This window comes from Oceanisphaera sp. (genome assembly GCF_048268965.1).
Lineage (GTDB): Bacteria > Pseudomonadota > Gammaproteobacteria > Enterobacterales > Aeromonadaceae > Oceanimonas.
Genome location: NZ_JBLWUK010000038.1, coordinates 1 through 26,322 on the forward strand (window position 1 = coordinate 1; position 26,322 = coordinate 26,322).

General features: G+C 50.8%; 21 protein-coding genes and 2 pseudogenes. 10 read left to right on the forward strand and 13 right to left on the reverse strand.

The genetic code is table 11. From position 1 onward, the window contains the following. Window positions 1-75 precede the first annotated feature (75 nt). From ACN0VL_RS13550 to dctP, 5 genes and pseudogenes are all read right to left on the reverse strand, one after another. Window positions 76-861, reverse strand: a pseudogene (locus tag ACN0VL_RS13550) (IS4 family transposase); the annotation flags it as partial. Window positions 862-1,277: 416 nt separating this feature from the next. Further along, window positions 1,278-2,096, reverse strand: a complete 819-nt coding sequence (locus tag ACN0VL_RS13555) for a carbon-nitrogen hydrolase family protein (RefSeq protein WP_417618243.1) — start codon at window positions 2,094-2,096, stop codon at window positions 1,278-1,280. A gap of 68 nt (window positions 2,097-2,164) precedes the next feature. Beyond that, a complete protein-coding gene (locus ACN0VL_RS13560) occupies window positions 2,165-3,457 on the reverse strand; it encodes a TRAP transporter large permease (RefSeq protein ID WP_417618244.1) in 1,293 nt (430 codons plus the stop codon). After that, window positions 3,439-3,954, reverse strand: a complete 516-nt coding sequence (locus ACN0VL_RS13565; protein ID WP_417618246.1) for a TRAP transporter small permease — start codon at window positions 3,952-3,954, stop codon at window positions 3,439-3,441. The genes ACN0VL_RS13560 and ACN0VL_RS13565 overlap by 19 nt, the downstream gene beginning before the upstream one ends. 1 nt (window position 3,955) lies before the next feature. Then, a complete protein-coding gene (dctP, locus tag ACN0VL_RS13570; protein WP_417618247.1) occupies window positions 3,956-5,008 on the reverse strand; it encodes a TRAP transporter substrate-binding protein DctP in 1,053 nt (350 codons plus the stop codon). 1,261 nt (window positions 5,009-6,269) lie between these two features. Here dctP and ACN0VL_RS13575 point away from each other — a divergent pair. Further along, entirely contained in the window at window positions 6,270-7,175 is a 906-nt protein-coding gene (locus ACN0VL_RS13575) for a LysR family transcriptional regulator (protein ID WP_417618248.1), read from the forward strand. Between the two features lie 471 nt (window positions 7,176-7,646). On the opposite strand, the pseudogene ACN0VL_RS13580 reads toward ACN0VL_RS13575, so the two are convergent. Then, window positions 7,647-7,730: pseudogene (locus tag ACN0VL_RS13580) on the reverse strand (hypothetical protein); the annotation flags it as partial. Window positions 7,731-8,211: 481 nt separating this feature from the next. Between ACN0VL_RS13580 and ACN0VL_RS13585 the strand changes: the two are divergent. Further along, the gene (locus ACN0VL_RS13585; protein WP_417618250.1) at window positions 8,212-9,744 is read left to right on the forward strand and encodes a TerC family protein; all 1,533 of its coding nucleotides are present in this window, start codon (window positions 8,212-8,214) and stop codon (window positions 9,742-9,744) included. A gap of 102 nt (window positions 9,745-9,846) precedes the next feature. On the opposite strand, the gene ACN0VL_RS13590 is transcribed toward ACN0VL_RS13585, so the two are convergent. Next, window positions 9,847-10,914 carry a tartrate dehydrogenase gene (locus tag ACN0VL_RS13590; protein WP_417618252.1) on the reverse strand — a complete coding sequence of 356 codons (1,068 nt, stop codon included), beginning with the start codon at window positions 10,912-10,914 and terminating at the stop codon, window positions 9,847-9,849. A 102-nt stretch (window positions 10,915-11,016) separates the two neighbouring features. On the opposite strand from ACN0VL_RS13590, the gene ACN0VL_RS13595 reads away from it, so the two are divergent. Both ACN0VL_RS13595 and ACN0VL_RS13600 read left to right on the forward strand, forming a co-directional pair. Further along, window positions 11,017-11,919: a LysR substrate-binding domain-containing protein gene (locus ACN0VL_RS13595; RefSeq protein WP_417618254.1), complete on the forward strand. Its 903-nt coding sequence runs from the start codon at window positions 11,017-11,019 to the stop codon at window positions 11,917-11,919. A 41-nt stretch (window positions 11,920-11,960) separates the two neighbouring features. Then, complete coding sequence (locus tag ACN0VL_RS13600; protein WP_417618256.1) at window positions 11,961-12,860, forward strand: helix-turn-helix domain-containing protein; 900 nt, start codon at window positions 11,961-11,963, stop codon at window positions 12,858-12,860. Window positions 12,861-13,037: 177 nt separating this feature from the next. On the opposite strand, the gene ACN0VL_RS13605 is transcribed toward ACN0VL_RS13600, so the two are convergent. From ACN0VL_RS13605 to ACN0VL_RS13615, 3 genes are all read right to left on the reverse strand, one after another. Further along, on the reverse strand, window positions 13,038-13,988 hold the full coding sequence (locus ACN0VL_RS13605) for a PDR/VanB family oxidoreductase (protein WP_417618258.1): 951 nt from the start codon (window positions 13,986-13,988) through the stop codon (window positions 13,038-13,040). Between the two features lie 23 nt (window positions 13,989-14,011). Continuing rightward, a complete protein-coding gene (locus tag ACN0VL_RS13610) occupies window positions 14,012-15,466 on the reverse strand; it encodes an NAD-dependent succinate-semialdehyde dehydrogenase (RefSeq protein ID WP_417618260.1) in 1,455 nt (484 codons plus the stop codon). A 131-nt stretch (window positions 15,467-15,597) separates the two neighbouring features. Then, window positions 15,598-16,734, reverse strand: a complete 1,137-nt coding sequence (locus ACN0VL_RS13615; RefSeq protein WP_417618261.1) for an aromatic ring-hydroxylating oxygenase subunit alpha — start codon at window positions 16,732-16,734, stop codon at window positions 15,598-15,600. Window positions 16,735-17,028: 294 nt separating this feature from the next. Between ACN0VL_RS13615 and ACN0VL_RS13620 the strand changes: the two genes are divergently transcribed. After that, window positions 17,029-18,576 carry a BCCT family transporter gene (locus ACN0VL_RS13620; protein WP_417618263.1) on the forward strand — a complete coding sequence of 516 codons (1,548 nt, stop codon included), beginning with the start codon at window positions 17,029-17,031 and terminating at the stop codon, window positions 18,574-18,576. Between the two features lie 99 nt (window positions 18,577-18,675). On the opposite strand, the gene zntB is transcribed toward ACN0VL_RS13620, so the two are convergent. Beyond that, window positions 18,676-19,641, reverse strand: a complete 966-nt coding sequence (gene zntB, locus ACN0VL_RS13625) for a zinc transporter ZntB (RefSeq protein ID WP_417618277.1) — start codon at window positions 19,639-19,641, stop codon at window positions 18,676-18,678. Between the two features lie 125 nt (window positions 19,642-19,766). Here zntB and ACN0VL_RS13630 point away from each other — a divergent pair, with 125 nt between their 5' ends. The 5 genes from ACN0VL_RS13630 (at window position 19,767) to ACN0VL_RS13650 (ending at window position 23,720) form a co-directional block, all read left to right on the forward strand. Further along, entirely contained in the window at window positions 19,767-21,572 is a 1,806-nt protein-coding gene (locus ACN0VL_RS13630; RefSeq protein WP_417618265.1) for an ABCB family ABC transporter ATP-binding protein/permease, read from the forward strand. Next, the gene (locus ACN0VL_RS13635) at window positions 21,572-21,859 is read left to right on the forward strand and encodes a DUF1294 domain-containing protein (protein WP_417618279.1); all 288 of its coding nucleotides are present in this window, start codon (window positions 21,572-21,574) and stop codon (window positions 21,857-21,859) included. Before ACN0VL_RS13630 ends, ACN0VL_RS13635 begins: the two co-directional genes overlap by 1 nt. Before the next feature lie 64 nt (window positions 21,860-21,923). Then, complete coding sequence (locus tag ACN0VL_RS13640; protein ID WP_417618267.1) at window positions 21,924-22,568, forward strand: DUF3047 domain-containing protein; 645 nt, start codon at window positions 21,924-21,926, stop codon at window positions 22,566-22,568. 45 nt (window positions 22,569-22,613) lie between these two features. Continuing rightward, window positions 22,614-23,045 (forward strand): DUF3465 domain-containing protein, encoded by a 432-nt coding sequence (locus ACN0VL_RS13645; protein ID WP_417618269.1) that lies wholly within the window; start codon window positions 22,614-22,616, stop codon window positions 23,043-23,045. Window positions 23,046-23,132: 87 nt separating this feature from the next. Continuing rightward, on the forward strand, window positions 23,133-23,720 hold the full coding sequence (locus tag ACN0VL_RS13650; RefSeq protein ID WP_417618271.1) for a DUF1415 domain-containing protein: 588 nt from the start codon (window positions 23,133-23,135) through the stop codon (window positions 23,718-23,720). Between the two features lie 65 nt (window positions 23,721-23,785). On the opposite strand, the gene ACN0VL_RS13655 is transcribed toward ACN0VL_RS13650, so the two are convergent. Continuing rightward, a complete protein-coding gene (locus ACN0VL_RS13655; RefSeq protein ID WP_417618273.1) occupies window positions 23,786-25,003 on the reverse strand; it encodes a BCCT family transporter in 1,218 nt (405 codons plus the stop codon). Between the two features lie 210 nt (window positions 25,004-25,213). Continuing rightward, the coding region (locus ACN0VL_RS13660) for a GMC oxidoreductase (protein ID WP_417618275.1) at window positions 25,214-26,322 on the reverse strand (1,109 nt) is incomplete at its 5' end.

The following is a 26,322-nucleotide window of genomic DNA, read 5'->3' on the forward strand; positions in this document are numbered from 1 at the left end:
CGCAACAGACCATTCTTGCAGCACTCGGTGAGCGCTATCAGGCCATTTATTCCTGAATTAGGTGCGGAATGTCGGATACAGTTTGAGGGCATCGGCGGCACCCAGATTCCGGCGGTTACTGGCCAGAAACCAGGCCTCTTTCATATCCGCTTTCTTGCAGCAAAAGACACGGGCAACAGGCTGCCGATGAGCCGTCAGCTCGACGTCTTTCAGGGTACGAGTACGGCCGCTGGACGTCAGCCATTGCTTGGCTGGCTTGAGGTCTTCCCCTACAGGGCAGAGCAGAATATTGTCTTTAAAACGAATGAGATAGTTGAACTCTAGGGCGTCTTCCAGAAGAGCGAACAAAGCCGTATCGCCAAAGCCGCGGTCGGCCACAACGGTGACAGCAACATCGTCTGGCAAACTGGCTTTCAACTTCCACAACAGCTCGTCTTCATGAGCATTGCGCTGGCCCTTCAGCTGCGACTTCTTGTGGGTTTTCCAGAGCAGTGGCGTGTTGCGCCCATGGCTGGTCTGCATGCTCAGAACGATGCTGCTGTGGTCATCGGCATCGAACTCGGTCCAGTCCATCGAGACCACGATTTCCTTGCGTTCGGCCACCACGTAAGGCACCCAGTCATCGAACAGTGACCAGACATTGAGTTTGCTGTTACTCAGTAATCGGTCAACTTGTTTGATAGCGTATTTGCGCTCCAAACCATTAGCTTGGGCAAGACCATTGCCAATGGCATGAATGGCCAGCGAACTAGATTCAATAACACCTTGAGTGGCATTAGCTAATGAAAGCACACGCTTAGCATGCATATCCTGACCAAAGATGTCATTGAGGTGTTCAGATATCGTATCGCGGGTAATCATGAGCTGCCGTGCCGTCGAGTTTGGTTCAAAAACGGATAGTCTACCCGCCAAGCCGCGTCAGCTCTAGCTCATATGAGGGGATGGCTAAGGGTTCTGCCCTGTGGTAATAGCGATAAGCCAACGGGCAACGCAGGAAATAGAGCATCATCTGAACTGGGCTTTCCAGTATTAATGACGAAACGCTCAACCATCGCAGCAAAGTAAATCCAATCGGGGCAAGGCTTATGTGAAACTTATAAAATTTTTAATGCATGAGTACCTATCTATGTGTTTTATCTTTAAAGTTTTTAATTAATAAACTTCAGCTAGCATGGGCGAGCCATGCTAGCTGAAGTTAGGCAGTCGGTACTACGTAAATAATATTGTTGCTAGACTTAACGACTGTAGTAGGGAGTCGTTAGGGTGATGTTGGTTAGTTACAATATGTAAACCTGCGGTCTTCTATCATTATATATATCATTAGTACCACAGTGGTTGTAGTTGTCAGAAAAAACTATTTTCTTATTCCTAGCATTCTCAACCGAAATCTCTGCATGTATGATATCATCAGACTGATTGTCTGCTTGTGCTAAAATATCACCATTAGTGTCATATATGGTGCTTTTTCCTAAAAATTCCATTTCATTTTCTACGCCACATCGATTGGCTGATAAAATGAAAACTTTATTTTCCATGGCTCTTGTCGGAAGTATGTAATCTGTTATTTTTTCGGATTTTTTTGGATAGTTTGTAGGGTTGAGGATAATGTCTGCTCCTAAAATACTCAAGCTTCTTCCCATTTCTGGGAATCTTGCTTCGTAGCAGATGATGATACCCACTTTATAGTTATCAATATTATACACTCTTAATGGGCTATCTTCTGGCTGTATAAATCTGTCAGCACCAACACTAGGCAAGTGAGACTTGTTCTGATAAAATAAATCCCCTTTTCTAGTTGCTATGTAGCAAGAGTTAAACCAAGACTCACCTCTTTTTACTAATGTGCCAAAAGCAACGTTGATGTCTAACCTAATGCTTTCCTTTTTTATTTTTTCAATTGCCGATAGTATCTCGTCATTATTGAAATTGTCAAAGTCACTGATACTTTTAAGTATATATCCTGTTAGTGCACACTCTGGGAATAATAATAAATCAACACCTTTTTTCGAGGACCTCAACATGCAGGATAAAATACAATCCAGATTTTTATGGATCATGAATAGTTTTGGTGAGAATTGAGCGCAAGCAATTTTCATATTGTTATTAAGGAGCCCCTAGGGAGCTCCTGTAACCTCCGTTAATAAGTGTGATTACTGTTTGTATGTTAAAGTATGACTGTCACGATTGATGGAAACATTAATAGTATTGCAACAGTGATCAACTCTAGGGCTATAAAAGGCATTACACCTTTGAATATGTCTGTGATTGGTATTTTTGTAGTAACACCCTTAACAATAAAGCAGTTTAGGCCGACTGGTGGAGATACCAAACCTATTTCCGCCATCTTTATAACTAAAATACCATACCAAATCGGGTCTAATCCTAATGAATTAACTATTGGGAAGAATATAGGAAGAGTAAGCATCATCATGCTAACTGCATCCATGAACATCCCTAGTATTAGATATATAAACAACATCACTATTACGATGAATATTGGTGACGTATCAATGCCTATAATATAATCATTTATTAACTGGTTTATCCCCGCAAGTGACAGGAATCGGCTAAATATAGATATTCCAACCATAATGAAAAATATCATACAGGTTGTTTTTACGGTGTCAGATAATGCTAGCTTTAGCTTTTCCCATGTCATTCTTCGGAGAACAATGGCTATTGATAAAGCACCTAATGCTCCTATTCCTGATGCTTCTGTAGGAGTAAAAACACCTAGATATATCCCCCCAATAACTAACAAGAACAAAGAGATTATTGGGAGGGTTAACTTTAAGGACGAAAGCCTTTCTCTCCAAGATGATGGTGGTTCACGCTGCCCTGATTTACTGCTCTCTAAGCGTGATGATATATATATATATATCATGTAAACAGTAACAGTCAGAATGCCAGGAATAATACCGGCTAAAAGCATTTTTGAAATGGATTGCTCTGTTAAAATACCATAAACAACCATTACTGTACTTGGTGGAATCAGTGCCGCTAAGCATCCACCCATGGCAACTACTCCCGCTGCCATTGACGGTTTTACACCAGCACCTAACATCTGTGGAATTGATATTTTTCCGATTACGCTAGTTGCGGCTGTACTGGCTCCTGATACAGTGGCAAACCCGGCACTAGCAAGGATTGTTGCAGTCGGAAGGCCACCATGTATATGCTTTACCCATACTTTAGTGGAATGAAATAAATCATCTGCAATTCCTGCATAATAAGTGAAATAGCCCATCAATATAAATAAAGGTAATGCACTGTATGTGTAGCTTCCTACCTCGGATATTGATAATCCCCCTATGAATGTTGCTGTAGGAGTCCACCCTTTTAATACAAATATACCAATGGTACTAACGAAAATAACAGCGTACGAGACTCTTGAGCCTATTAACATAAGAAGCAATAACAAGGCTAAAAGAAGTAGTCCTAGTGTTGTTGAGGACATTGTGCCTCCCTTTGTGTATTTTCTTTTATAGAGTCAAGGAACTCCTTTGTAACCCTAAGGAATAAAAGAGTAACACCTAATAACATACAGAGGGACATAATCCACATAGGCCATTGCAAGTAAATGCTTAATACCCCTCGATTATATACGCTTAAGGTCTGCCCAAAGGCAAACACTATTAATAGAGCTGACACCGAAATAGATACAAGCGAGTTTATTGTTAAAATTAAAAGTCTTACTTTTCCTTTGTAGTTTTTTAACTTGTCAACAAATAAGTCCATGCCGACATGACCATTTTGAGATTGAGTATAACTCAGGCCGAAATAAACTAAAAAAATCATTGTAAATTCAATTATTTCTTTGGCGCCAGCTATCGGCTTGTTTATAAAGAATCTTCCTGAAACGTCAATGAAAACGGTAAACATCATTAGCATTAAGGATATCATGCTAAGCTTAGTTAATGCTTTCTCTAAAATAGTTACTCCATCTTCTTTCATTTTAGTTTTCTCTTTTCTGGCTTAAGCTTTTTTTAACATCTTCAATTCTGCTTATTAAATGCTTGGTATCCCCTCTTTCTTTCCAAGTTTCTTCCCACTCCAGCCATACATCTTTAGATTTTGAGACTAATTTCTCTCTTTCATTTACATCAAGGTTAGCAATACTGATACCTTCGGCTTGGAACTTGCTTTCATAGAGTAAGTCAGAGTTTTTTATGTGATTAACCGCACTTTTTAAATAGTCATTTTCAATATAATCATTGTGTATTTTTTTAAATTCATCAGGAAGGGCTGCCCAAGCATCTTTATTTGCAAAGAACGTTGTTACTGGAGAACCAGCAGCAATACTAGTGGTTCCATAGTTAGATACCTCATATAAATTGTATGATCCCATGCCATATGAGTAAGGGAATATTACACCGTCAATTGTCCCATACTCTAAACTACTATAAAGTTCTGGAGCTGGCATTGGAGTAGGGATTGCCCCAAACTCGGCAAAAACTTTTCCAATGTCTGCGTTCATTCCGGCTATCTTTACACCCTTAAAATCTTCTATGGAGTTGATTTCAACTTTACCCATATACTCATATTGTGGTGTCATTCCTGGCAACAATGGCATAACATTCCAAGAGTCGAGCTCTTTGATAATCTCTGGCTCTTGGAACATAATTTTTGCAGTGTTGACAATACTTTCAAAGTCGCTTGGCATTATAAATGGTAGATCCATCACCTGAACTAAAGGTAATTTTCCTGGGGTGTAAAATGGTGACACAGCTGCGGCTTCAAAAAGACCACTTGATAAGTTATCTAAATTATCTTGTGGGTTGCTAAGAGTTGCACCATAGTGAATATTTATTTTCCACTTTCCATCTGTGCGCTCATACATTGCTGCAGCCCAGTCGTCGGCAGGTAATGTAATAGCTCTTTGTCCGCCCCATAGTGAAAGATCCCACTCTATAGTTTTTTCTTTAGAGTTGGCTTCACTATCGTTACATCCTGTCATTAAAAATACCAAAGATGAAATGGTTAGCGCTAGGGCTTTATATTTTTTCATTAGTGTTTCTCTATATAGTTTGATAGGGCAGTTAAAGTAATACGTAGACTAAATATGTGAGTTGGTTATTTGTTTTATTGTTGTTAATTAATATGTGGCAAATGTAAGGAATTACATCTAGGTAGTAAATGCCAAATTTTGTCGCATCAGGTGTCAAATAAGTAACAGTGATGAGTGGCCAGAGTAACCAGGGTGAGAGCGTGTATGTTCATTTTTCACCCGCTTAGCTAAGGCCCGTGATCAGTACTTGCTCCAGATGCAGGCCTTTTCGTTGTTGCTGCTCGCAACATATTCAGCGCCAAGTGTCGCATGCAAGCTAAAATACCAGCCGCCTCATCGCGATAGATGGAGCAATCATCTTCGTTCATCAAAACGTCCAACTCCCAGCACCTGGCACCCAGTGCAGAGTATTCTCGATACGCCAATACCCCCACACGGCGGCAGCGGAGCGAGCTTTGTCCGACTCAGTCGAAATGATGGAGTAGCGATACTCGAAAGACTGTTTTCCTGATTTGCCAAACGGCGACAGCCGATGGCCATCCCAGAGTTTTAGAGTCCTCCCACTCCGGGAGTTGGCTGACCACGTTATCAGCAGGTAGCACATGATATTGACTGTCTTCATATGACCATGTCCTGTTTCCACCATCATATTGTCCGAGTCAGTTGTTGTCTGATAGGAGTCGCATGAGTGCCTTTTGAGCAGCACGATGTAGTAGCGCCTCGTTACCTTTGACCGACAAGTAGGTAGCCCCACCTTGCGTGACGATGGCGCCGACAGTGGCGGTCTTACAGCCCATGGCATCAATGGATACCTGGCATCTTTGCTATCTAGCAGCTTGAGTAATGCCAGAGAGGCAGTGATTTCGTTCGACTTGGCATCGGCTTTTAGCTGGCCAATGATCACATTGTTGGTGGAGGCGAAGGCGCTGACTATATGGCAGGCTGCCTGTCACCTCGGTTATAAGAACCGCATAGCACCTTGCCATCAATGGCCATAAGCTCACCATTGGTACGTTCATTGACATATTGAGTGTAACTCATACCAAACTGAATAAAGATCTGTTCACCTTTAGCCCAGCGCTTCAAAAATGCACATCATCTCTATAACAAGTTGGTAGTAACGTGATATACTTAACAACATGATAAACATAGCGATTGAATAGTCGGAATATATAAAATATTGTTGAAGGAGCTTTCTTCATGTGACGATGTTAATGCGGTGACTAATAATCTTTATTAGATAAATTAAGGGTAAGTAGTGATGAAGTTATCTATGGGTGACTTTTGCTGGGATGACCTAAAGTATTTTTTAGCATTACATAGATGTAAGCGTGTATCTCACGCGGCAAAGATTTTAGATACATCAAGAGCAACTATATCTAATAGAATTCAAGCATTGGAAAGTAATCTTAATGTCAAGCTTTTTGTTCAAAGTATAGATGGCTTTGATTTAACTTCTGCGGGACTAGTACTACTGAATATTGCTGAGGAAGTTGAGATGAAATTATCATCTAATATCCTTAGTGAAGCCCTTATTATGTTAGATGTGCCAGAAATAAAAATAGGGGTTAATGAAGGGATTTCTGATTATTTTGTTGCCCATGAAATGTCATCTTACGCAAAGAAAAATCCTATTAATGTAAAGCTTATTACATTATCAAAGAATACAAATGTATCAACTAAAGAAGTTGATATTAGTATTGCGATACAAAAACCAAAAAGTGATGCAGTTGTAACCCGGGTATTAACTGAATACAGTCTTGGTATTTATGCGTCTGAAGGGTTATCATCTACATTACCTGAGAAAATGACTAAGCATAATATCAAAGATATACCTTGGGTAGGTTATATTGAAGAGATGGTATATTCAGAAGCTTTACTTTATCATCGTGAACTCCCTGAAGATATTAACTTCTCTTTTCAAAGTACTAGTCTTGCCGCTCAAGTTCATGCAACAAAAGCGGGAGTCGGGCTTTGTATACTTCCGTATTATATTGGTAGTACGGCGCCAGGATTAGTGCGTGTTATGCCTCAGATAACCTTCACTCGTTACTATTGGATCTCGACTCGAGCAGATGTGATAGGTAGTAGAAAGTTAAGTGAGGTATGGAACTTTATTATTAATAGATTTAAAGATAAAAGAGATTGCTTTATTGAGAAGGTTTAGGCGATAATTAAGATCATATTTATTGGTGGAATAGTATGCGTTCAATACTGAATCGTGATCAGCTGTGATAGATTTAGATGAGCGTTGCCTGGGACTTGACATCAGGATGGATATAGGAAGAATATTATTAATAATTAAATGTTATTTTCAGTTATTTATTGTTTATAATCTAATATTAATAGTATAAGTTAAAGTACAATTGCCCTAGTTTTCAAATGGGGCTTGTTGTTGCTAGGGTTGATAGTAAGCTCTCAAACTGTATAGTTATTATCTCTGATACGTCGGCTCTGGGCTTCACTTTATCCTGGAAACTCATAAGAGTATTATACCTATCGATAGGTAACTGATAGCGTTTAGTAATAAATATTAAATTTATTTAGTAAATTGAATTCTGAGCCTTCGATATTGTACTTGGGCTTCTGCCGCAGTAGTCATCGTTAGACGAAGTGACTTATCTCGCTGGCATGGAGCTCAACGAGCGCAGGCCAATTGCGTGAAAGCACCCAAGCGGGGATAACCGCCCATTGTTTGACTATCATTCAGCAGTACTATGGGCTGATCATCGGGCGAGGACTTGCACTGTGGTCAAGTTTAACTCTTCTGATACTAGATTCTCTATGTTGCGGTGCAGCATAGATCCTTGCTGTTGGATCCCGATCCGCTCGAGGATCTGGTTGCAAGTTCAGGTGCGCTATTCCAAGGGAGAGCTTTCCGGTGTTTGACGCACTTTACCAGGCGCACCGCTTAGCACCGGGCCGGCAAAAACTATTAAATACGCTTGCCAGCCCGGGTTTTATGATTATGATATGCGTTCATTTTAACCAAGAGGTCCGGTTAACCCCCGGTGTACCATATGGATTGCTCGCGAAGTTGCTTGCACCACGCTGTTGAATCGTTATTTCCCTCCCGTATTCTGCTGTTTTCGGCTTTTGCCGCTCCATCCGGATTTGTCTGCTGCCCAAACCATACTGAAACTTTCGGTACGGCTTGCGCACTCCGTTGATCTGCTCATCGACTTTCTATTAAGAGGTAAATCATGGAATTCCTGATGGATCCGTCTATTTGGGCGGGCTTGCTGACGCTGATTGTTCTTGAAATCGTACTGGGTATCGACAACCTGGTCTTTATTGCCATTCTGGTCAAAAAGCTGCCGCCACATCAACGTGAAAAGGCCCGGGTATTCGGCCTGTTGCTGGCCATGTTTATGCGCCTGGGGCTGCTGGGTGTGGTGTCCTGGCTGGTGACCCTGACTGCGCCGCTGATTACCCTGGGCGAGCTGAGCTTTTCGGGCCGGGACTTGATCCTGATCGGCGGTGGTCTCTTCCTGCTGTTCAAGGCCACCACAGAGCTGCACGAGCGGCTGGAAGGCTCCATGCACGAAAGCAGTACCAGCGATGTATATGCGGGGTTCGGTGTGGTTATCGCCCAGATCTTGGTGCTGGATGCAGTGTTTTCGCTTGACTCTATTATCACCGCCGTCGGTATGGTAGACAGCCTGCCGGTGATGATGACGGCCGTGGTGATCTCCATGCTAGTGATGCTGGCCGCCTCCAAATCTCTGACCGACTTCGTGAATGCGCACCCCACAGTGGTGGTCTTGTGTCTGAGTTTCCTGCTGATGATAGGTTTCAGCCTGGTGGCGGAAGGCTTCGGCTTCCATATTCCCAAAGGCTACCTGTACGCCGCCATTGGCTTCTCGATTCTGATCGAGTTTTTGAATCAACTGGCCAAGCGTAATTCCGCCAGGGAAGAGGCTCGTCTCCCTTTGCGCGAGCGCACCACCGCCGCCATCTTTCGCCTGATGGGAGGCGATACTCGGACGCACGCCGAGTCTGAACAGACCCAGGAGCAAACCCAGGAGCAGGGATTTGCAGAAGAGGAGCGTAATATGATCAGCGGCGTCCTGTCGTTGGCCGAGCGCTCGACCCGTACCGTGATGACGCCGCGCTCCGAGATTGTCTGGCTGGACGTGTCCGATAGTCGCGAAGAGGTATTGTCCGAGCTGATGGCCTCATCCCACAGCCAGTTTCCGGTGTGTGATGGCGAGCTGGATAATCTATTGGGAGTGGTGCGGGCCAAAGAGCTCCTGGCCGGGCTCAAGGCGGGGAAAACCCTGGCCGAGCTGGCCGAAGGCAACGACTCCATTATAGTGCCGGACAGCATCAGCGTGATCCGTTTGCTTAACGTCTTGCGCGACGCCCGAGGCAATGTGGTACTGGTGAACGACGAGTTTGGCACAGTGCAGGGACTGGTCACGCCCCACGACCTGCTGGAGGCCATCGTCGGCGAGTTTCTCGATGAAGATGAAGACCCGGAAGTGGTGTGCGAGGGAACCGGCTGGGTGGTCAAGGGCAGCACGGATCTGCATTATCTCGAGCAGGTACTGTCTCGCCGGGGGCTGGTGGATCCCGATGACGAATACGCCACCCTGGCAGGTTTGCTGCTGGCCTGGAGTGGTCAGTTGCCGGAAGCCGGTGCCGTGTTCGAGCACGAAGACCTGCGCTTCGAGGTGACGGAAGTGGAAGACTTCCGTATCGCCCAAGTGCGTATCACGCCGCTTGCCGCATAAGCATCAAGCGAGGTTGAAATAAAAACGGCGCCCCTGGGGGCGCCGTTCTTGTTAGGGGCTTATAGCGAGGTGACCCTGGCCACCAGCCACGCTGTAGGCGGCTTACTGTGACAGTATCAGATCGGTAATGGCCTGGCCCAGCACTTGGGTACTTGCCGTGCCACCCATATCGCGGGTCAGGGCATGGCCTTCGCGGATGGCTGTTTCTACTGCCGTCATGATAGTGTCGTGCATTTCTGGATGACCCAGGTGCTGCATCATCATGGCGGCAGCCCAGATGGTTCCAATCGGGTTGGCGATGTTCTGGCCCGCGATGTCCGGTGCCGAGCCGTGTACCGGTTCGAACATGGATGGGAACGTTTTCTCGGGGTTGATGTTGGCCGACGGTGCTATCGCTATGGTGCCGGTACAGGCCGGGCCCAGGTCGGACAGGATATCGCCGAACAGGTTAGAGCCGACAACCACATCGTAGAACTCGGGCATTCTCACCAGGTTGGCGGTGAAAATATCAATATGGAACTGATCCACCTTTACCTCGGGATAGTCGCCGGCCATGGCGGCAACACGGCTGTCCCAGTAAGGCATTGAGTGGAACAGGCCATTGGATTTGGTCGCTGAACTCAGGTGCTTTTTGTCACGGGATTGAGCCAGCTCAAAGGCGTACTTCAGAATTCGGTCGGTACCCTTGCGAGTAAATATGCTCTGCTGGGAGACCATTTCATCATCGGTACCTTCATACTGAATGCCGCCGATGGCGGAGTATTCGCCTTCCACGTTTTCGCGCACGACGTAGAAGTCGATATCACCGGGCTTCTTGTTGGCCAGGGGAGACTGCAGTCCCTCGAACAGGCGGACTGGGCGCAGGTTGACGTATTGATTGAATGCGCGGCGGATTGGCAGCAATAGTCCCCACAGGGAGATATGGTCCGGCACACCGGGAAAGCCGACTGCACCGAGGAAGATGGAATCGAACTGCTTGAGCTGCTCCAGACCGTCCTCTGGCATCATGCGGCCCGTTTTGTGATAGGTTTCGCACGACCAATCGAAGAACGTGAAGTTCAGTTTGATGCCATGCTTGCCGGCCGCCGCTTCCAGTACTTTCAAGCCTTCTGGAATGACTTCCTTGCCGATGCCGTCACCGGGAATTACTGCAATATTGAAATCTGACATAATTGTAACCTCAGGTTGTTCGATGTGAGAACTAAGACACCCAGTTTACGACATGCTCTGATAAGATGTAGTCACAAAGTGTAATCTCTGAGTTTACAAACCATGGACAAGTTGCCCGCGCTGGAAGACATTAAAGTATTTGTAACTGCCGCTCGTCTGATGAGCTTTTCCCGGGCAGCGGAACAGCTCATGGTCTCTCCGGCCTATGTCTCAAAGCGGATCAAGCTACTGGAGAAAAACCTGGGGCTGGCGCTGTTCTTTCGCTCGGCACGGGCCATCAGCCTGACTCAGGAAGGTGAAATAGTACTGCGCACCGGTGAGCGGTTGTTACTGGGCCTGGAGGAGATGAAGAGTGAGCTCAGGGCTTCTCGGGAAGAGATCCGTGGTGTGCTGCGCATCAGCTGCAGCACCGGCTTTGGTACCGAATACATCAACCCTTTCATTCTGTCGCTACGCTCGCATTATCCCCTTTTGGCTATCGACCTGACTCTGGCCGACCGAGCCGTTGATCTGATCAGCGAAAACATGGATCTGGATATCTGTATCGGCGGGGCCATTCCCGATCAGTATATTGCCCGCCGGATTGCGGGGAATACCCGGATTTTTTGTGCCGCCCCTTCTTATCTGGACCGGCACGGCTGGCCCGAACACCCACGAGAGCTGGAGCTGCAGCACTCCTGTATTACCATTCGCGAGCGCAATCAGGCCCCGGCATCCTGGAAAATCGAGCGACAGGGCGAGTTGATGACGGTGTCGCCGAACAGTCGGCTGAGCGTGAATAATGGCGACGTGGCCAAACAATGGTGTGTCAATGGCCAGGGAATATTGCTGCGCTCCATCTGGAGCGTAATGCACGAGCTGGAGCAGGGGCAACTGGTGCATGTGCTGCCGGAATGGCAGCAGGTGGCGGATGTATATGCCGTCTATTCCCAAAGTACCAGGACCAACGCCAACCTGCGGACTTTCATCGAGAACCTGGAGCAATATCTGGCAGAAAGGCTGTAACAGTCAGCGCGGGATGAACCTATAAAAGGCGAATAAAAATAATGACGGGTATAAATGTATTCGGGACGCGTTTGCTGTCTCAGCTAAAACAGAAAAAAATGAGCCAGCTGAAGGTGGCTCAGGCATTGGGTGTGTCGCGCACTGCGGTCAACAAGTGGACCAAGGGCGGCATGATAGATGACAGTAACCTGGATCGATTGGCCTCCTTTCTGCAAGTGGACAAAATCTGGCTGAAGTACGGTGAATATGCCAGTGGTCAGCACGGCGCTATGAATCAGACCGGGGCGCGCAATATCAATGAAGTGCATCTGCAGGAGTCTGCGGAAATTGTCACCTGGGAGTGGGACCTGCTCACGGAGGAAGTACATTATTCCGATAATGTAGAAGCCGTATACGGCATTCGCTTAAGCAGTAACGACGAGTTTTGGGCGTTAATGGGTGAAGAAGCCAAGGAAAAGCTGGTCAGCGGTTATTCGAAGATCATTCGCGAGGGCGGAGCCCATGAGATGGACTTTAAAATCGACCGGGACGGCGAATATCGCTGGATAACTTCGCGTGCCACCGGGGTCAAGGGGCCTAACGGGAAAGTTACCAAGCTGGTCGGTATCAGTCTGGATAATACCGAACGCAAAAGTACCGAGTTGCGCCTGCGCAAAATGAAGCAATACTTCGATGTCTTGCTGGCGCACATCAGTCATCTGGTGGTGTTTACCGACAAGGCCGGGGAAATACTGGCCAGCAATCACGAGAGCCAGGCAGAAAAGATGGCGTACCCGGAGCTGCAGGGGCTGTTGTATCAACTGGTCATCAACAATCAGGACTGGCTGAATCGCCTGTGTGAAACCGGCAGTGGCCAGATTACCTTTCAAGGCAGAAAGGTAACCGGGCATTACCACCTGGGGAGTGATCAGCAGGCGTTTCTGATGTTTGAGCTGGAGTAAGCCGTGCTGTCTTATACCAATTTGAATACTTTACTGTAATTGGTATAACTCTGTGTTGTCTCAGGCGCTCGGATATTGAAGAAGGGGGCATGAGGCATCCTGTATGCATAAAAAAATGGCCGTTGTTCATTACCAGGGTAACGAACAACGGCCATATTCATAGAGGGTGCCGGGTAATTAGAGGTCCAGCACCAGACGTGATCCCTTGGCGCGAGAGACACAAAGCATCATGGTTTTCTGGGCGGCGCGTTCCTCGTCGTCCAGGTAGTGGTCACGGTGATCGGCTTCCCCTTCCAGAATGGTGGTCTCGCAGGTACCACAGACTCCGTTACGGCACAGACACTCGATGTCGATACGCTTGTCGTTTTCGATAGCCTGCAGGATAGAGCTGTCTTCACCTATTTCCAGGCTGAAACCGGAGCGCTGAAAATGGACCTCGAAGGAGCTTCCACCGCTGGCCACTTCACCAAAGTTCTCAAAGTGTACCCGCTCTTTACCCAGCAGGGCGTTACCGCTTTCGATGACTGCATCGATCAGAGGTTGCGGGCCACAGACATAGAGGTGAGTATTCTTGCCCTGCTGTGCGACCAGCTGTTCAACCGACAGGTGCTGATCCTGTGCGTTGTCATAAACATGCAGGCGATTGCCAATACGCTCGCGCAGCTCGTCCACATAAGCCGCATTGGCACCATCACGGAAGCAGTAATGCAACTCAAACTCCATGTCTGCCTGCTCCAGCTCATAGAGATAGGACAGGAAAGGAGTGATACCAATACCACCGGCAACCAGAATATGCTTGCTGGTGTTGTCATGAACCAGAGGGAAAAAGTTGTCGGCCGGTGACAGATGTAACAGATCTCCTTCGGCAACATTTTCGTGCATGTAAGCGGAGCCACCCTTGGACTGCTCATCCCGCAGCACGGAGATGCGGTAATGCTGGGGCTGCTGCGGATCACTGATCAGTGAATAGGCCCGCCGAATTCCCGCTTCATCCATGTGTACAGTAACATGGCTGCCGGCACTGAAGGTGCTTAGCTGCGTATCCTGAGCGATAAACTCAAACATCTTTATGTTAGGGCTAAGCTGTTTGACGCGGCTTACCTGGACTGGAATTTTTTGCTGGTTCATAACGTTCTCACTCTTTAATCAGATCAGGCGATATCGACGCACAGATACTTCACACTCAGGTAATCCTCGATTCCGTATCTGGAACCTTCCTTACCCAACCCAGATTGTTTGACACCGCCGAAGGGCGCCACTTCGTTGGAAATCATGCCGGTATTGATACCGATCATGCCGCTTTCCAGTTTTTCGGCCACCCGGTATACCCGACGTATATCCTGGGAGAAGAAGTAGGCCGCCAGACCAAAGATGGTGTTGTTGGCACGGGCCAGCACTTCATCTTCATCCTGAAAGCGGATCAGGGTGGCAATGGGGCCAAAAATTTCTTCGTGCACTATGTTCATGGAGTCATCCACATCAACCAGAATTTTCGGGTTGATGAAGTTACCCTGTTCTTCAATTTCGTTGCCCAGCACGAGCTGACGAGCCCCTTTGGCCAGCGCATCGTCGAGCAGTACCTGCATGCCGTCTATGGCGCGGCGAGCGATCATGGGGCCGATATCGGTATTCTGCTCCAGCCCGTTACCGACGTTCAGCTCGGCAACCTTGGCGGTAAATTTCTCGAGAAATTCGTCGTAAACGGCATCATGCACGTAGAAGCGGTTGACGCAGACACAGGTCTGGCCGCCGTTACGGAATTTTGCCTGCACGGCGCTGGCGGCTGCCTTGTCGATATCGGCATCATCGAACACGATGAAGGGCGCATTGCCGCCGAGTTCGAGTGAGGTTTTCTTGATGGTAGGTGCACACTGCTCGTACAGCTTGCGGCCGACCTGGGTTGAACCGGTAAAAGAAAACTTGCTGATCAGCGGGTGCTGGGTCAGTGGCTCGCCCAGGGCTCGGGCATCACCGGTGATGACGTTGAAAATACCGGCGGGAATACCTGCCTGAGCTGCCAACTCGGCCAGTGCCAGTGCGGTAAAGGGAGTTTCTGAAGCAGGCTTGATAATGATGCTGCAACCTGCTGCCAGTGCCGGAGCGGCTTTACGGGTGATCATGGCAGCCGGAAAGTTCCAGGGAGTAATGGCGCTGCACACCCCTATCGGCTGCTTGATGGTAGAAAGACGATTCGTGCTCACGGTTTGCGGAATGGTTTCTCCGTAAACGCGCTTGCCCTCTTCGGCAAACCACTCGATGAAAGAGGCCGCATAGCGGATCTCGCCCTTGGCTTCTTGCAGGGGTTTGCCCTGCTCCAGCGTCATTAGGGTACCCAGGTCGTCGATGTTGGCTTCAATGAGTGCGAACCAGCGATAGAGAATCTTGGATCTTTCTTTGGCGGTCAAGGCACTCCAACCGGCCATGGCAGCATGAGCCTGTACTATGGCTTCGTTGGTTTGCTCAACGGTCAGGCTGGGGACTGTGCCCAGCACCGACTGATCGACCGGGTTGGTGATGGTGATGCTGATGCTGTCTGAAGCGGTGACCCACTGGCCGTTGATATAGCATGACTGTCGAAACAGTGCCGGATTGCTGAGTGTGTTCATGATATTTATTCCCTCATCGTGTACGACTGAGCCAGGAGTTTCATTTTACTATGACAGCAGGCCGGGCATGAAAGTGCACTGTGCCCGGCCTGCGCCAGCTATTAATGGGTGAGCATTAGGTCAGTCACACATTAAACGGTTTCGCCTAAGTGAGCCTTGGCCAGCATCTGGTGGAAGTGGGCCACGCCATGTTCACTGATGCCGCTGCGCTGACGGTCGGTCATGATCCGTCCCTGACCTCTATAACCGCGTGATTGCAGACCACGTTGTACACTCTCTACCAGACGCAGATCTTCCGGGCGGAAAACGGTGCGATACCATTCGATCAGCTCTTTCTGGTACTCGGTCAGCTCTTCGTTCAGGAAGTAAATATCATAGTGCTGCAGAGTTTCACCGGCGCTGACCGGAAATTCATAGATAACCGTCATGAAATCGCCACCCGGTGGCATGTTGAACATGGTGCAAGGCCAGATCCAGAAGCCGTAGAAGCGAGGATCGGTGACCGACTCGTCGAACTGGAAAGAAGATTCGGACGGCTTGGCCTTGCCTATCTGAACGGTCCAGTTTTCATGCAGCTGGTGGTCGTATACCCCTACATCTACCGAGCTGGCGAAGCTCACGTGGTTGGTCGGGCAGTGGTAGCACTCGGTATAGTTATCGACAATGGTTTTCCAGTTGGCCGGAGTGTCGCTGACGAAACGGGCTGCCAACTTGAGATCCTTGATGACACCACAGGCTTCTTGCATTTTTTCCGCCAGGCCCGGCAACTGCTCTTCAATTGGCTGTGGCTCGCCTGTGGTCAGGTTAACGTAGATGAAACCGGCGTGCTCAACCACATGGAAGCTGCTCAGGCTCATGGCATCGGCTTCAAAGTTGTTCACGTTTTCGCAGTTGGTGGCGTGCGCCAGCTTGCCATCCAGCTTGAACGCCCAGGCATGATAAGGGCAGGTAATCACGTTCTTGGTTTTGCCTGCTTCTTCACTCAGCAGCTGATGGCCACGATGTGGGCAGACGTTATAGAAACCGCGTAACACACCGTCTCGACCCCGAACAATAACCAGGCTCTCACCGATCAACTTGCGGGTGATATAGGCATTTTTCTCGGCAACTTCACTGCAATGGGCTACGCAAACCCATGAGTTGGCAAAAATTTTCTCTTTTTCAAACTCAAATGCATCTTCTGAAGTGTAATAACGTGACGGTATGGTCCAGGCATTATCGATATCTATGTGATCGTTAATGGAAATCATTTTGTTTGCATTGCTCATGGCTCTACTGCTCCAGGTGTAAACTTGAAGTTGACGTTGAGGGGATGATAATGGAAGGCGGGCTTTCAGGTCAACGATAATTTGCGCAAAAGTTAACCCAAGTCGCACTTTTGATGTATTTTCTATATAAAACAGTGACTTACATTGCTATCGCCGTGTGTCAATCAGGTTAACTTTATGTTGACTGAAGCCGGCGGTGCGGTTATCTTTTGTCAACTTGTGGTGTTGTCCTATGCCTGTGGTGGCTGTAGAACCATGTTGTTCGAATGGAGAGTGGTATAATGGAGAAGTGGTATGATGAAATATAAAAACTCGGTATTTTATATATCGTTAATTCTTAGTCTTATGCTAATAAGCGTGGGTGTTTTCATACCCGAAAAGCTTGAAAGCTTTTCTAGTGGATCACTCGGATTTATCTACAACAATCTGGGATGGTTCATTCTGGGATGCGTTTTTATTTTCTTCCTGTTTTGTATGACCTTGGCCGTGTCAAAGTTTGGTCATATACGACTGGGGGATGACCACGACAGACCGGAATATAATACGGCGACCTGGATCGGCATGTTATTCAGTGCATCCATCGGTATCAGCCTGGTGTTCTGGGGAATTGCCGAGCCGGTTTCCTACTATATAGATCCCCCTACCGGGGCTGGTTCAACCGAACAATCAGCCAAAATGGCGATGCAGTATGTTTATTTGCATTGGGGAGTGTCAGCCTGGTCCTGCTATGCGCTGGTAGGCGTTGCGATTGCCTTTTTCCAGTTCAGAAAAAAATTGCCAGCCTCACTGAGTTCCGTTTTTTATCCCTTGATTGGCGACAGAATAAGAGGGCCAATCGGAAAATGGATTGATGTGGTTGTTATCCTTTCCGTTGTCATTGGCATCGCGACCTCGCTGGGCTTTGGCACCATGCAGGTGAACAGTGGAATGAATGTGCTCTGGGGCGTCCCTATCAGTACCTTCACCCAGATTGCTATTATTTCCATTGTGACCGTGGTTTATATTGCATCAACCATTTCTGGCCTGCAGGGAGCCATAAAAAACCTGTCAAACCTGAACATGATACTGGCTTTCTTCTTGCTGGGCTTTGTATTGTTGATGGGGCCTACCCAGGTTATCTTCAAGGTTCTCTTCCAGGGCATGGGTGACTACATACAGAACTTCGTCAGTATGTCATTTAGAACCGAGCCATACGGAGATGGCACCTGGATTGCCAGCTGGACACTATTCTATTTTGGCTGGTGGATTGCCTGGGCGCCATTGGTAGGTAGCTTTGTTGCGCGTATTTCAAAGGGAAGAACCATCAAGGAATTTATGATGGGCGCCGTATTCATACCAGCACTGGGATCATTTGTCTGGTTCGCTGTGATGGGTGGCTCTGCTATTCATATTATTCAGAACCTTGGAGAGGTGGCATTGGCACAAGCGGTAGAAACAGATGTCACTTCCGCACTGTTCAAGTTTCTGGATTATTTCCCTATGGCTACCCCGCTTAGTATTCTGGCGATGGTGCTGGTACTGATATTTTTCATTACGTCGGCAAACTCTGCGGTGTTTGTACTGGGCATGATCAGCGAAAACGGTAACCCTAACCCATCCACTACGACGAAAGTTATCTGGGGTGTGGTAATAGCCGGAATTGCCATGGTATTGATGATGACAGGTGGCCTGTCAGGCTTGCAATCGGCACTTGTTGCAATGGCCCTGCCGCTGTCTGTATTGATGCTGGTGATGTGTTATTCGACATATAAAGGGCTAAGTGAAGAAGTCCGTATTATGGAGGAGAACTGTGCGAATAATGCCAAAGCTCCAGCTGTGGCCGCTTTAACAGAACAGGCATGATAAAAGCGTGACGGCTTTACACTGATAACGTCGCTTTATCGTATGTAATACGAGTTATAAAATCCCTGCTCTTTAAGAGCAGGGATTTTTTTATGTCCGCTACCACCAGCGTCGGAATTTGAGCCAGACGCCCAGCCCCACTGCCAGCCCGGTGAGGATCAGGCAGAAGATCCAGAAGGCGAACGGGCTATCGGCGCCCGGTATGCCGCCCAGGTTGATGCCGAACAGGCCGGTCAAAAAGCTGGCAGGCAAAAACAGTAGCGCCATAATCGACATCTGATAGGCTCGGCGATTGGTGGCCTCGGTCATGATGTTGTTGATCTCGTCCGCCAGCACGGCGGTACGGGCCACGCCCGCGTCCAGATCGTCCAGCCAGCGGCGCAGCCGGTCGGCTATATCCAGCAATCGGCGACGATCGTCGTCGTCCAGCCAGCCAATTTTTTCGCTGGCCAGCCGCGCCACCAGATCCCGCTGGGGTGAAAGATAACGGCGGATCATGATCAACTGTTTGCGAATGCGCCCCAGCTGACCGGTGGCGGGCATTTCGTTTTCCAGCACCGCCTCTTCCAGCTCCAGGATCTGATCGTGCAGGGCCTCCACAAACTCGCCGGCGCGGTCGGTAAGCGCATCACACATCTCTACCAGCCAGTCACCGGGATTGATGGGGCCGCCGTTTGCCACCAGCTGCTGGTAGACGTCCTGTTCCGACAACAGTGGGCGGCGTCGGCTGCTCAGAATAAGCTGGGGGCTGATAAAGATGCGCAGTGCCACCATTTCTTCTGGCCGGTCGCTCTGGTTGTGATTGATGCCCCGCAGGATCAACAACAGGTTATCGCCGTGGCGAACCAGTTTGGGTCGGCTACTCTGGCCGAGCAGGGCCTCCCGGGCATTGTCGTTCAGCAGCCTGGTATTCAGCAGCCACAGTTCCGTATCCGGCCGGCCGTAATCCAGATGTACCCAGGCCGGTGCCGCCGCCGGTAATTCGGCCCCTGCCGGCAGCGGCTGCATGCCGCCATTGCCGTCCAGCTGCACGCTGTAAATGCTGTTTTCTGGCACCCGTTCCATGGTTTGTCCCTCATTCATGCTGATACCCCAGCTTACACCAAAGTGGTTTCAACTGAAGCATGCCACCTTGTGGTGTCGAACGAGGTATCATAAACCCATGATGACTTTTTTATTCAGGCGGGAGTATGCGACGCAGTTCTTTTCATCCCGAGGCTGACGACAGCGCTTTTAACTGGCAAACCCTGCGCACCCTGCTGCCGTATCTGCTGGAGTACCGTCTGCGCATCGTGCTGGCGCTGGGCTGTCTGGTGGCGGCCAAAGTGGCGAGTGTCGGCCTGCCTTTTATTCTCAAACATATCGTCGATGCCATGGACACTGGCGTTAACAACAGCACCGGCGGCAAGCTGCTGGTGCTGCCTCTGGGTCTGTTGCTGGCCTACGGGGTGGTGCGCTTTGCCAACGTACTGTTTGGCGAAATTCGCGACACCCTGTTTGGCCGGGTGACAGAGCGGGCCATGCGTCGCATCGGCTTGACGGTGTTTAATCATCTGCATCGGCTGGAGCTGGGGTTTCACCTGGATCGCAATACCGGTGGCTTGTCGCGGGATGTCGAGCGGGGGGTGTCGGGGGTCAGCTTTCTGCTGCGCTTCATGGTATTCAACATAGTGCCGACGCTGTTCGAAATTGCCCTGGTGGTCGGGGTCTTGCTGGTCAACTATTCGGTGTGGTTTGCGCTGGTGACGCTGATTGCCGTCGTGCTGTATATCACCTGGTCGGTGATTGCGACCGACTGGCGTACCGGCTATGTGCGGGCGGCCAACCTGGCTGACTCTCAGAGTAATACCCGAGCGGTCGACAGCCTGCTCAACTTCGAGACGGTGAAGTACTTTACCAACGAACAATACGAGGCCGAGCGCTACGACGCCGACCTGGCCCAGTGGGAGCAGGCCAGACGCAAGAATCGCCTGAGCCTGTTTGCGCTCAACGGCGGTCAGGCACTGATTATTGCCGTGGCCATGACGGTGATGATGGTATTGGCGGGGCAAAATGTGGTGGCCGGCACCATGACCCTGGGTGACTTTGTGCTGATCAATGCCTTCATGATGCAGCTGTTCTTGCCGCTGAACTTTCTTGGTTTCGTGTATCGGGAAATGAAAGGCTCCATGGCCAATGTCGAGCGCATGTTTGCCTTGTTGCGTCGCGCGCCGCTGATCAAGGATGAGGCCAATGCAGCCCCGCTGACGGTGACGCAGGGGGAAATCGAGTTTCGCCGGGTAAGCTTCGGTTATGGACCGGAACGGCCGATTCTGGATAGCGTCAGCTTTAGTGTTCGGCCCCGGCAAAAAGTCGCGGTCGTCGGCGCCAGCGGTGCCGGCAAGTCGACCCTGGTGAAGTTGCTGTTTCGCTTTTATGATGTGGATGAGGGGGCTGTGCTGATCGACGGGCAGGATATTCGCCAGGTCACTCAGACTTCGTTACGCCAGGCCATCGGCATAGTGCCCCAGGACACTGTGTTGTTTAACGCCTCTATTTTTGAAAATATTCGTTATGGGCGTATTACTGCCAGTAACGAAGAGGTATTGGAGGCTATTCGGCTGGCCCATCTGGATGACTTTATTGCCCGCCTGCCGGACGGACACAATACTCTGGTGGGCGAGCGTGGGCTCAAGCTCAGTGGCGGCGAAAAACAACGGGTGGCGATTGCCCGCACCATTCTCAAACGACCGCCGATACTGGTGTTTGACGAAGCCACGTCATCCCTCGATAGTCGCTCGGAACGCAGCATACTGCAGGCCATTCGCGAGGTGTCTCGCGGCCAGACCAGCCTGGTGATTGCCCATCGGCTGTCGACCATCATCGATGCCGACCATATTCTGGTGATGGATCAGGGCCGCATTGTGGAGCAGGGCAGCCATCAGGCGCTGTTGGCAAGGCAGGGTCGTTATGCCCGTTTGTGGCAATTGCAACAGCAACAAAAGGAGCCAGAGTGATGCCGCTGGATTGGTGGACTGTGCTGCCCGCAGCCTATGGGCTGCTCAGCCTGATAACCTTTTTGCTGTATGGCTGGGACAAGCGGGCGGCCATGCTGGGCAACTGGCGGATTCGCGAGCGCACCCTGCATCTGTGGGCATTGGCTGGGGGTTGGCCAGGTGCCTGGCTGGCGCAACGCTGGCTAAGACACAAGTCGCAGAAGGCGTCGTTTCGTCGCGTGTTCTGGCTCACCGTGGTCGGCCATATTGCGGCGCTGCTCGCCCTGTGGATTTACAGTCGAGGTTGATTGGCCAAGGCATTCTTATGCTGACGCCTATACTGGCTACAGGGTCACTGTTCAGGATGCCACTATGCTTACCCGTCCCTTTTTAGCTCCCATTTTGGGCTGCTTGCTGCTGGCGTTGTCTGTTCCGGTAGCGGCACTGGCGTTTTCGCCGGCCGATATGCTCGGCTGGGAGCCCAAAAGCTTTGCCGGCGAGACCGACTATCGGCTGGTGTTTGACCCCCGGCTGCAGCGGCAGGTAGTGCGGGCCAGCAGCCAGGGGGCGGCATCCGGACTTTTCTATGAGCAACGCATCGATCTGGATGATACTCCCTGGCTCAGCTGGCGCTGGCGGGTAGAGCGGTTTCCGGCTGTGGTCGACGAGCGCACCAGGGCGGGAGACGATTTTGCGGTGCGGGTCTATGTGGTGGTACGGGATGGCTGGACCCGACTGAGCAGTAAGGCGATCAGTTACGTCTGGGCGCAGCAGGCCCCAGTAGGGCAGCGTTGGGAAAATCCCTTCGCCGGTGACAAGGCGATGATGCTGGTGCTGCGTAACCCGCAGGATGGCGATGGCTGGGTCAGTGAAAAACGCAATCTCAAGGCGGATTTGCGGCGACTGTTCGGCAAAGACTTTCGTTATATCGAGGCCGTGGCCATTATGACCGACGCCGATAACAGCAAGGGCAGCGCCATCGGTTATTATGCGGATCTGACTTTTACCCGCGAATAACCTGACCTCAATGACGAGGTTAACAGTAACGAGGCTGCCACACCGATGAAAAAACTCCTGATTGCCCTGCTGATCGGCCTCGGCCTGGTCGGCGCCATGACTCAGAACTCGCCGATATTTTCTTTGCTATCGACGGAGCAGGCCGCCGCAGATCCGATTGCATTGGCCTATCAGAACCGGCAGAGCGATGTGCAGGTGGAGGGCAGTGGCCGGGTGGCTCGCCTGCTGGCGGATGACAACAAGGGCTCCCGCCATCAGCGCTTTCTGCTGGCATTGCCGAGCGGTCAGACCCTGTTGATTGCCCATAACATCGACCTGGCGCCACGCATCGACGGCCTGAAAGTGGGCGATACGGTGGCGTTTTACGGCGAGTATGAATGGAATGACAAGGGCGGCGTGGTGCACTGGACCCATCACGATCCCAGAGGTCGCCACCCGGGCGGCTGGCTGAAGCATAATGGCCGGGTTTATCAGTAATATCCTCGGGCCACGAAGATGACTTATCATGGTCGCGGGCGGATGAGCTTTCCGGTCGGACGAGCCGAAACAGAAGAGAAACGAGTCATGTCAGAATCAGAACAAGAGCAGTCAGAACAAGCGCAGTACATAGCGCACACCGCAAACTGGGTGAAGCAGGTGATCATGAAATACAACCTCTGCCCCTTTGCCCGCCGAGAAGTAGAGCGGGCCAGCATTCGCTACATGGTGGTGGAAGCGCATCAACCCAAGGCGGTGCTGCAGGCGCTGCTGGCCGAGTGCCGGCTGCTGGACGAGCAGCCGGCGGTGGAAACCACCCTGGTGATTATTCCTCGTGGCTTCGAAGGCTTCTACGCCTATCTGGATCTGGTCGATCTGGCTAATGATCTGCTGTTTGATCAGGGTTACGAGGGCACATACCAGCTGGCCACCTTTCACCCCGACTACTGTTTCGACGGCGAACCTCAGGATGACGCCGCCAACTACACCAATCGCTCGCCTTATCCCACCCTGCACATCATCCGCGAAGCCAGCATGGAAAGGGCCCTGGCAGACTACGAGGATCCCGAGTCTATCCCCGAGCGCAATATCCAGTTTGCCCGCCGCAAGGGCAGTGACTTTTTCGCCCGGCTGCTGGCGCAGTGCGTTAAACCCCGATCTCCGGGCTCTGAATGAAAAAACGGCACCCTAAGGTGCCGTTTTGTTGTGCGGTGAGCGCTGCCTCATGGGCTGCAGCCGTATCAGCTGGCCCACTCGAGCTTGCTGTAATCGACACGGTTGGCTTTGGGCGAACCCTCTATCGACAGCACCTCGGTGCGCTTGTACCGCAATATATAACCGACGCAGGCGAAGAAGAGCCCGATCACCAGGGCACCGACCCACTGAATTTCCAGGAAGTCGAGCTGGAACAGCAGGGTCAGGCCGGACAGCACGATCAGGTTACCGGCAAAATAGCGCACCCTGCCCAGACGGGCGACCGACAGCTTGAGGTTGTCGGTATAGAGCCGCACCAGTGAGTCCAGCGAGTTGATGACCATGGTGATACCCACTATGACCATGGCCCAATTGAAGAAACCGGCGGTGCTCAGTTCGTTGAGGTGGAAGTAATAGAGCACGCTGAACCAGGTGGCGATGGCGAGGGACGGAAAGACCAGCATGGCCGCCAGCAGTTGCCAGGTGCGCAGGCCCCCCACGAAACGGGCGGTAAACTGGCCGATCATGATGCTCCAGGAGAACCACCAGAACAGATAGAACTCGTGGTAGTCGTTGATGGGCAGCACAAAGCGATGCAGATTGCCGAAATAATCGCCCAGCAGGGCGAAGGTGCCGGCGAACTCGCCCAGTGCATCCCCGGTGCCGAGGAAGGCACTGCCCCACATGGCGGCAATCAGGCCGATAAACAGCCAGCTGGTGCCCAGGCTCAGTATTTTCACGTAGCGCAGGCTGGTGCTGGAATAGACAGCGGCGGAAATGACCAGCAGCACTATCAGGTAAAAACTGCCTACTACAGTTTCGCCGTCGCCGATGCCTGGCATGTACCAGGGCAGGTTGCTCAGCAGCAGGAAGGCGGTAAAGGCGCAGGTGCCTATGATGACCATGTTGTTGATAAGCTTGACCAGTGGCAACTCGAAGAAGCCGACTCTGGGCTCGATCACGCAGAAGTAGAAGCAGGTGAGAAAGTAGAAGCCCCAGATCAAAAAGCCCCAGAAGCCAAACTCGATGGCCAGCGGGTTGCTGAAGCCATATTCCGGACTGGCGGCCAGATCGGCATAGCCGGCAAACTCGGTGAGCGGGAACATGATGAGGCCGACATCCAGCCCCGAGGTAAAGAGAATGGCAATAAAGGTGAAGGTACGCACCGGGGTCACCCCGATGCAGCGGATATTGCCCCATTTATAGAGGATGAGGGCGATGGCCGCGAAGGTCAGCAAGATCCCTGTCGATAAGAGTGCGGTCATTATTGGTCGCCTCCGTTCATTTCCATATTAAAAGACACTGTGACTTCTCCTGTTGTTGGTAAAGGGGTTGGTAAACACAAGGAGCTTCCATTTGCGCAGGGTACAGGTTGTGCGAGTCAGGTCTTAAGTATCGCCCGTTCGGTGGCGGCAGCCGCCACCGATTGCGATAGTTAAAAACTGAATGGACGCTCTGAATGGATGCAAGATGCTTCAGATCAGGCTGCGCCGGGGAGAGTTGGCCCGCTGGCGTTGCTGCCATTGTTCATCCATGCCCACTTCCGCCTCCGAGGGCGCCAGTGGCGTCTTGCCCCGGATCAGATCCGCCGCCCGCTCCGCCACCATGATGGTGGGTGCGTTCAGGTTGCCGTTGGGAATGGTGGGGAAAATGGACGAGTCCACCACCCGCAGACCCTGTATGCCGTGCACCCGGGTATCCGGGCCCACCACCGCCCATTGGTCCGTGCCCATGGGGCAGGTGCAGGAGGGGTGATAGGCGCTTTCTACCGTTTGGCGTACGAAGGCATCAATTTCGTCGTCGGTATTGATCTGCTCGCCGGGCTGAATTTCCTCCGCCCGGTACGGGTCCATCGCCGGCTGATTGATGATCTCCCGGGTCAGGCGTACGCAGGCGCGAAAGCCTTCGCGGTCGTCTTCGTGCTCCAGATAGTTGAAGCGGATTTTCGGGGCAACGGTGGGGTCGGCGCTGGCCACCTTGACGGTGCCGCGGCTTTTCGGCTTGTTGTGGCCGATATGCACCTGAAAACCGTGACCGGAAAAGGCTTCCTTGCCGTCGTAGCGCATTGCCCCCGGCAAGAAATGGTACTGCAGATCCGGCCATTCCACCCCGGCCTTGGAGCGGATGAAACCGCAGGACTCGAAGTGGTTGGTGGCGCCCAGACCGTCTTTTTTCAGCAGCCAGCGGCTGCCTATCTTGAATTTGCTCCACAACCCCAGCTGGCCGTTGAGGGAGATGGGTTGCTTGCAGCGAAACTGGAAGTAGAACTCCAGGTGATCCTGCAGGTTTTCGCCCACCCCGGGCAGCTCGTGCTGCACCTCGATACCGGCCGCCTGCAGGGTGTCTCTGGCACCTATGCCCGACAGTTGCAGCAGGTGCGGCGAGCCGATGGAGCCGGCGCTGAGGATCACCTCCTTGCCGGCCCGCACGTCCTGCAGCTGACCCTGACGCTCGTAACGCACGCCCACCGCCTGCTTGCCTTCCAGCAGCACCTTGTGCACCAGGGCATGGGTAACCACGGTCAGGTTGGGGCGGTCCATGGCCGGGCGCAGGTAGGCATTGGCGGTGGACCAGCGTCTGCCGT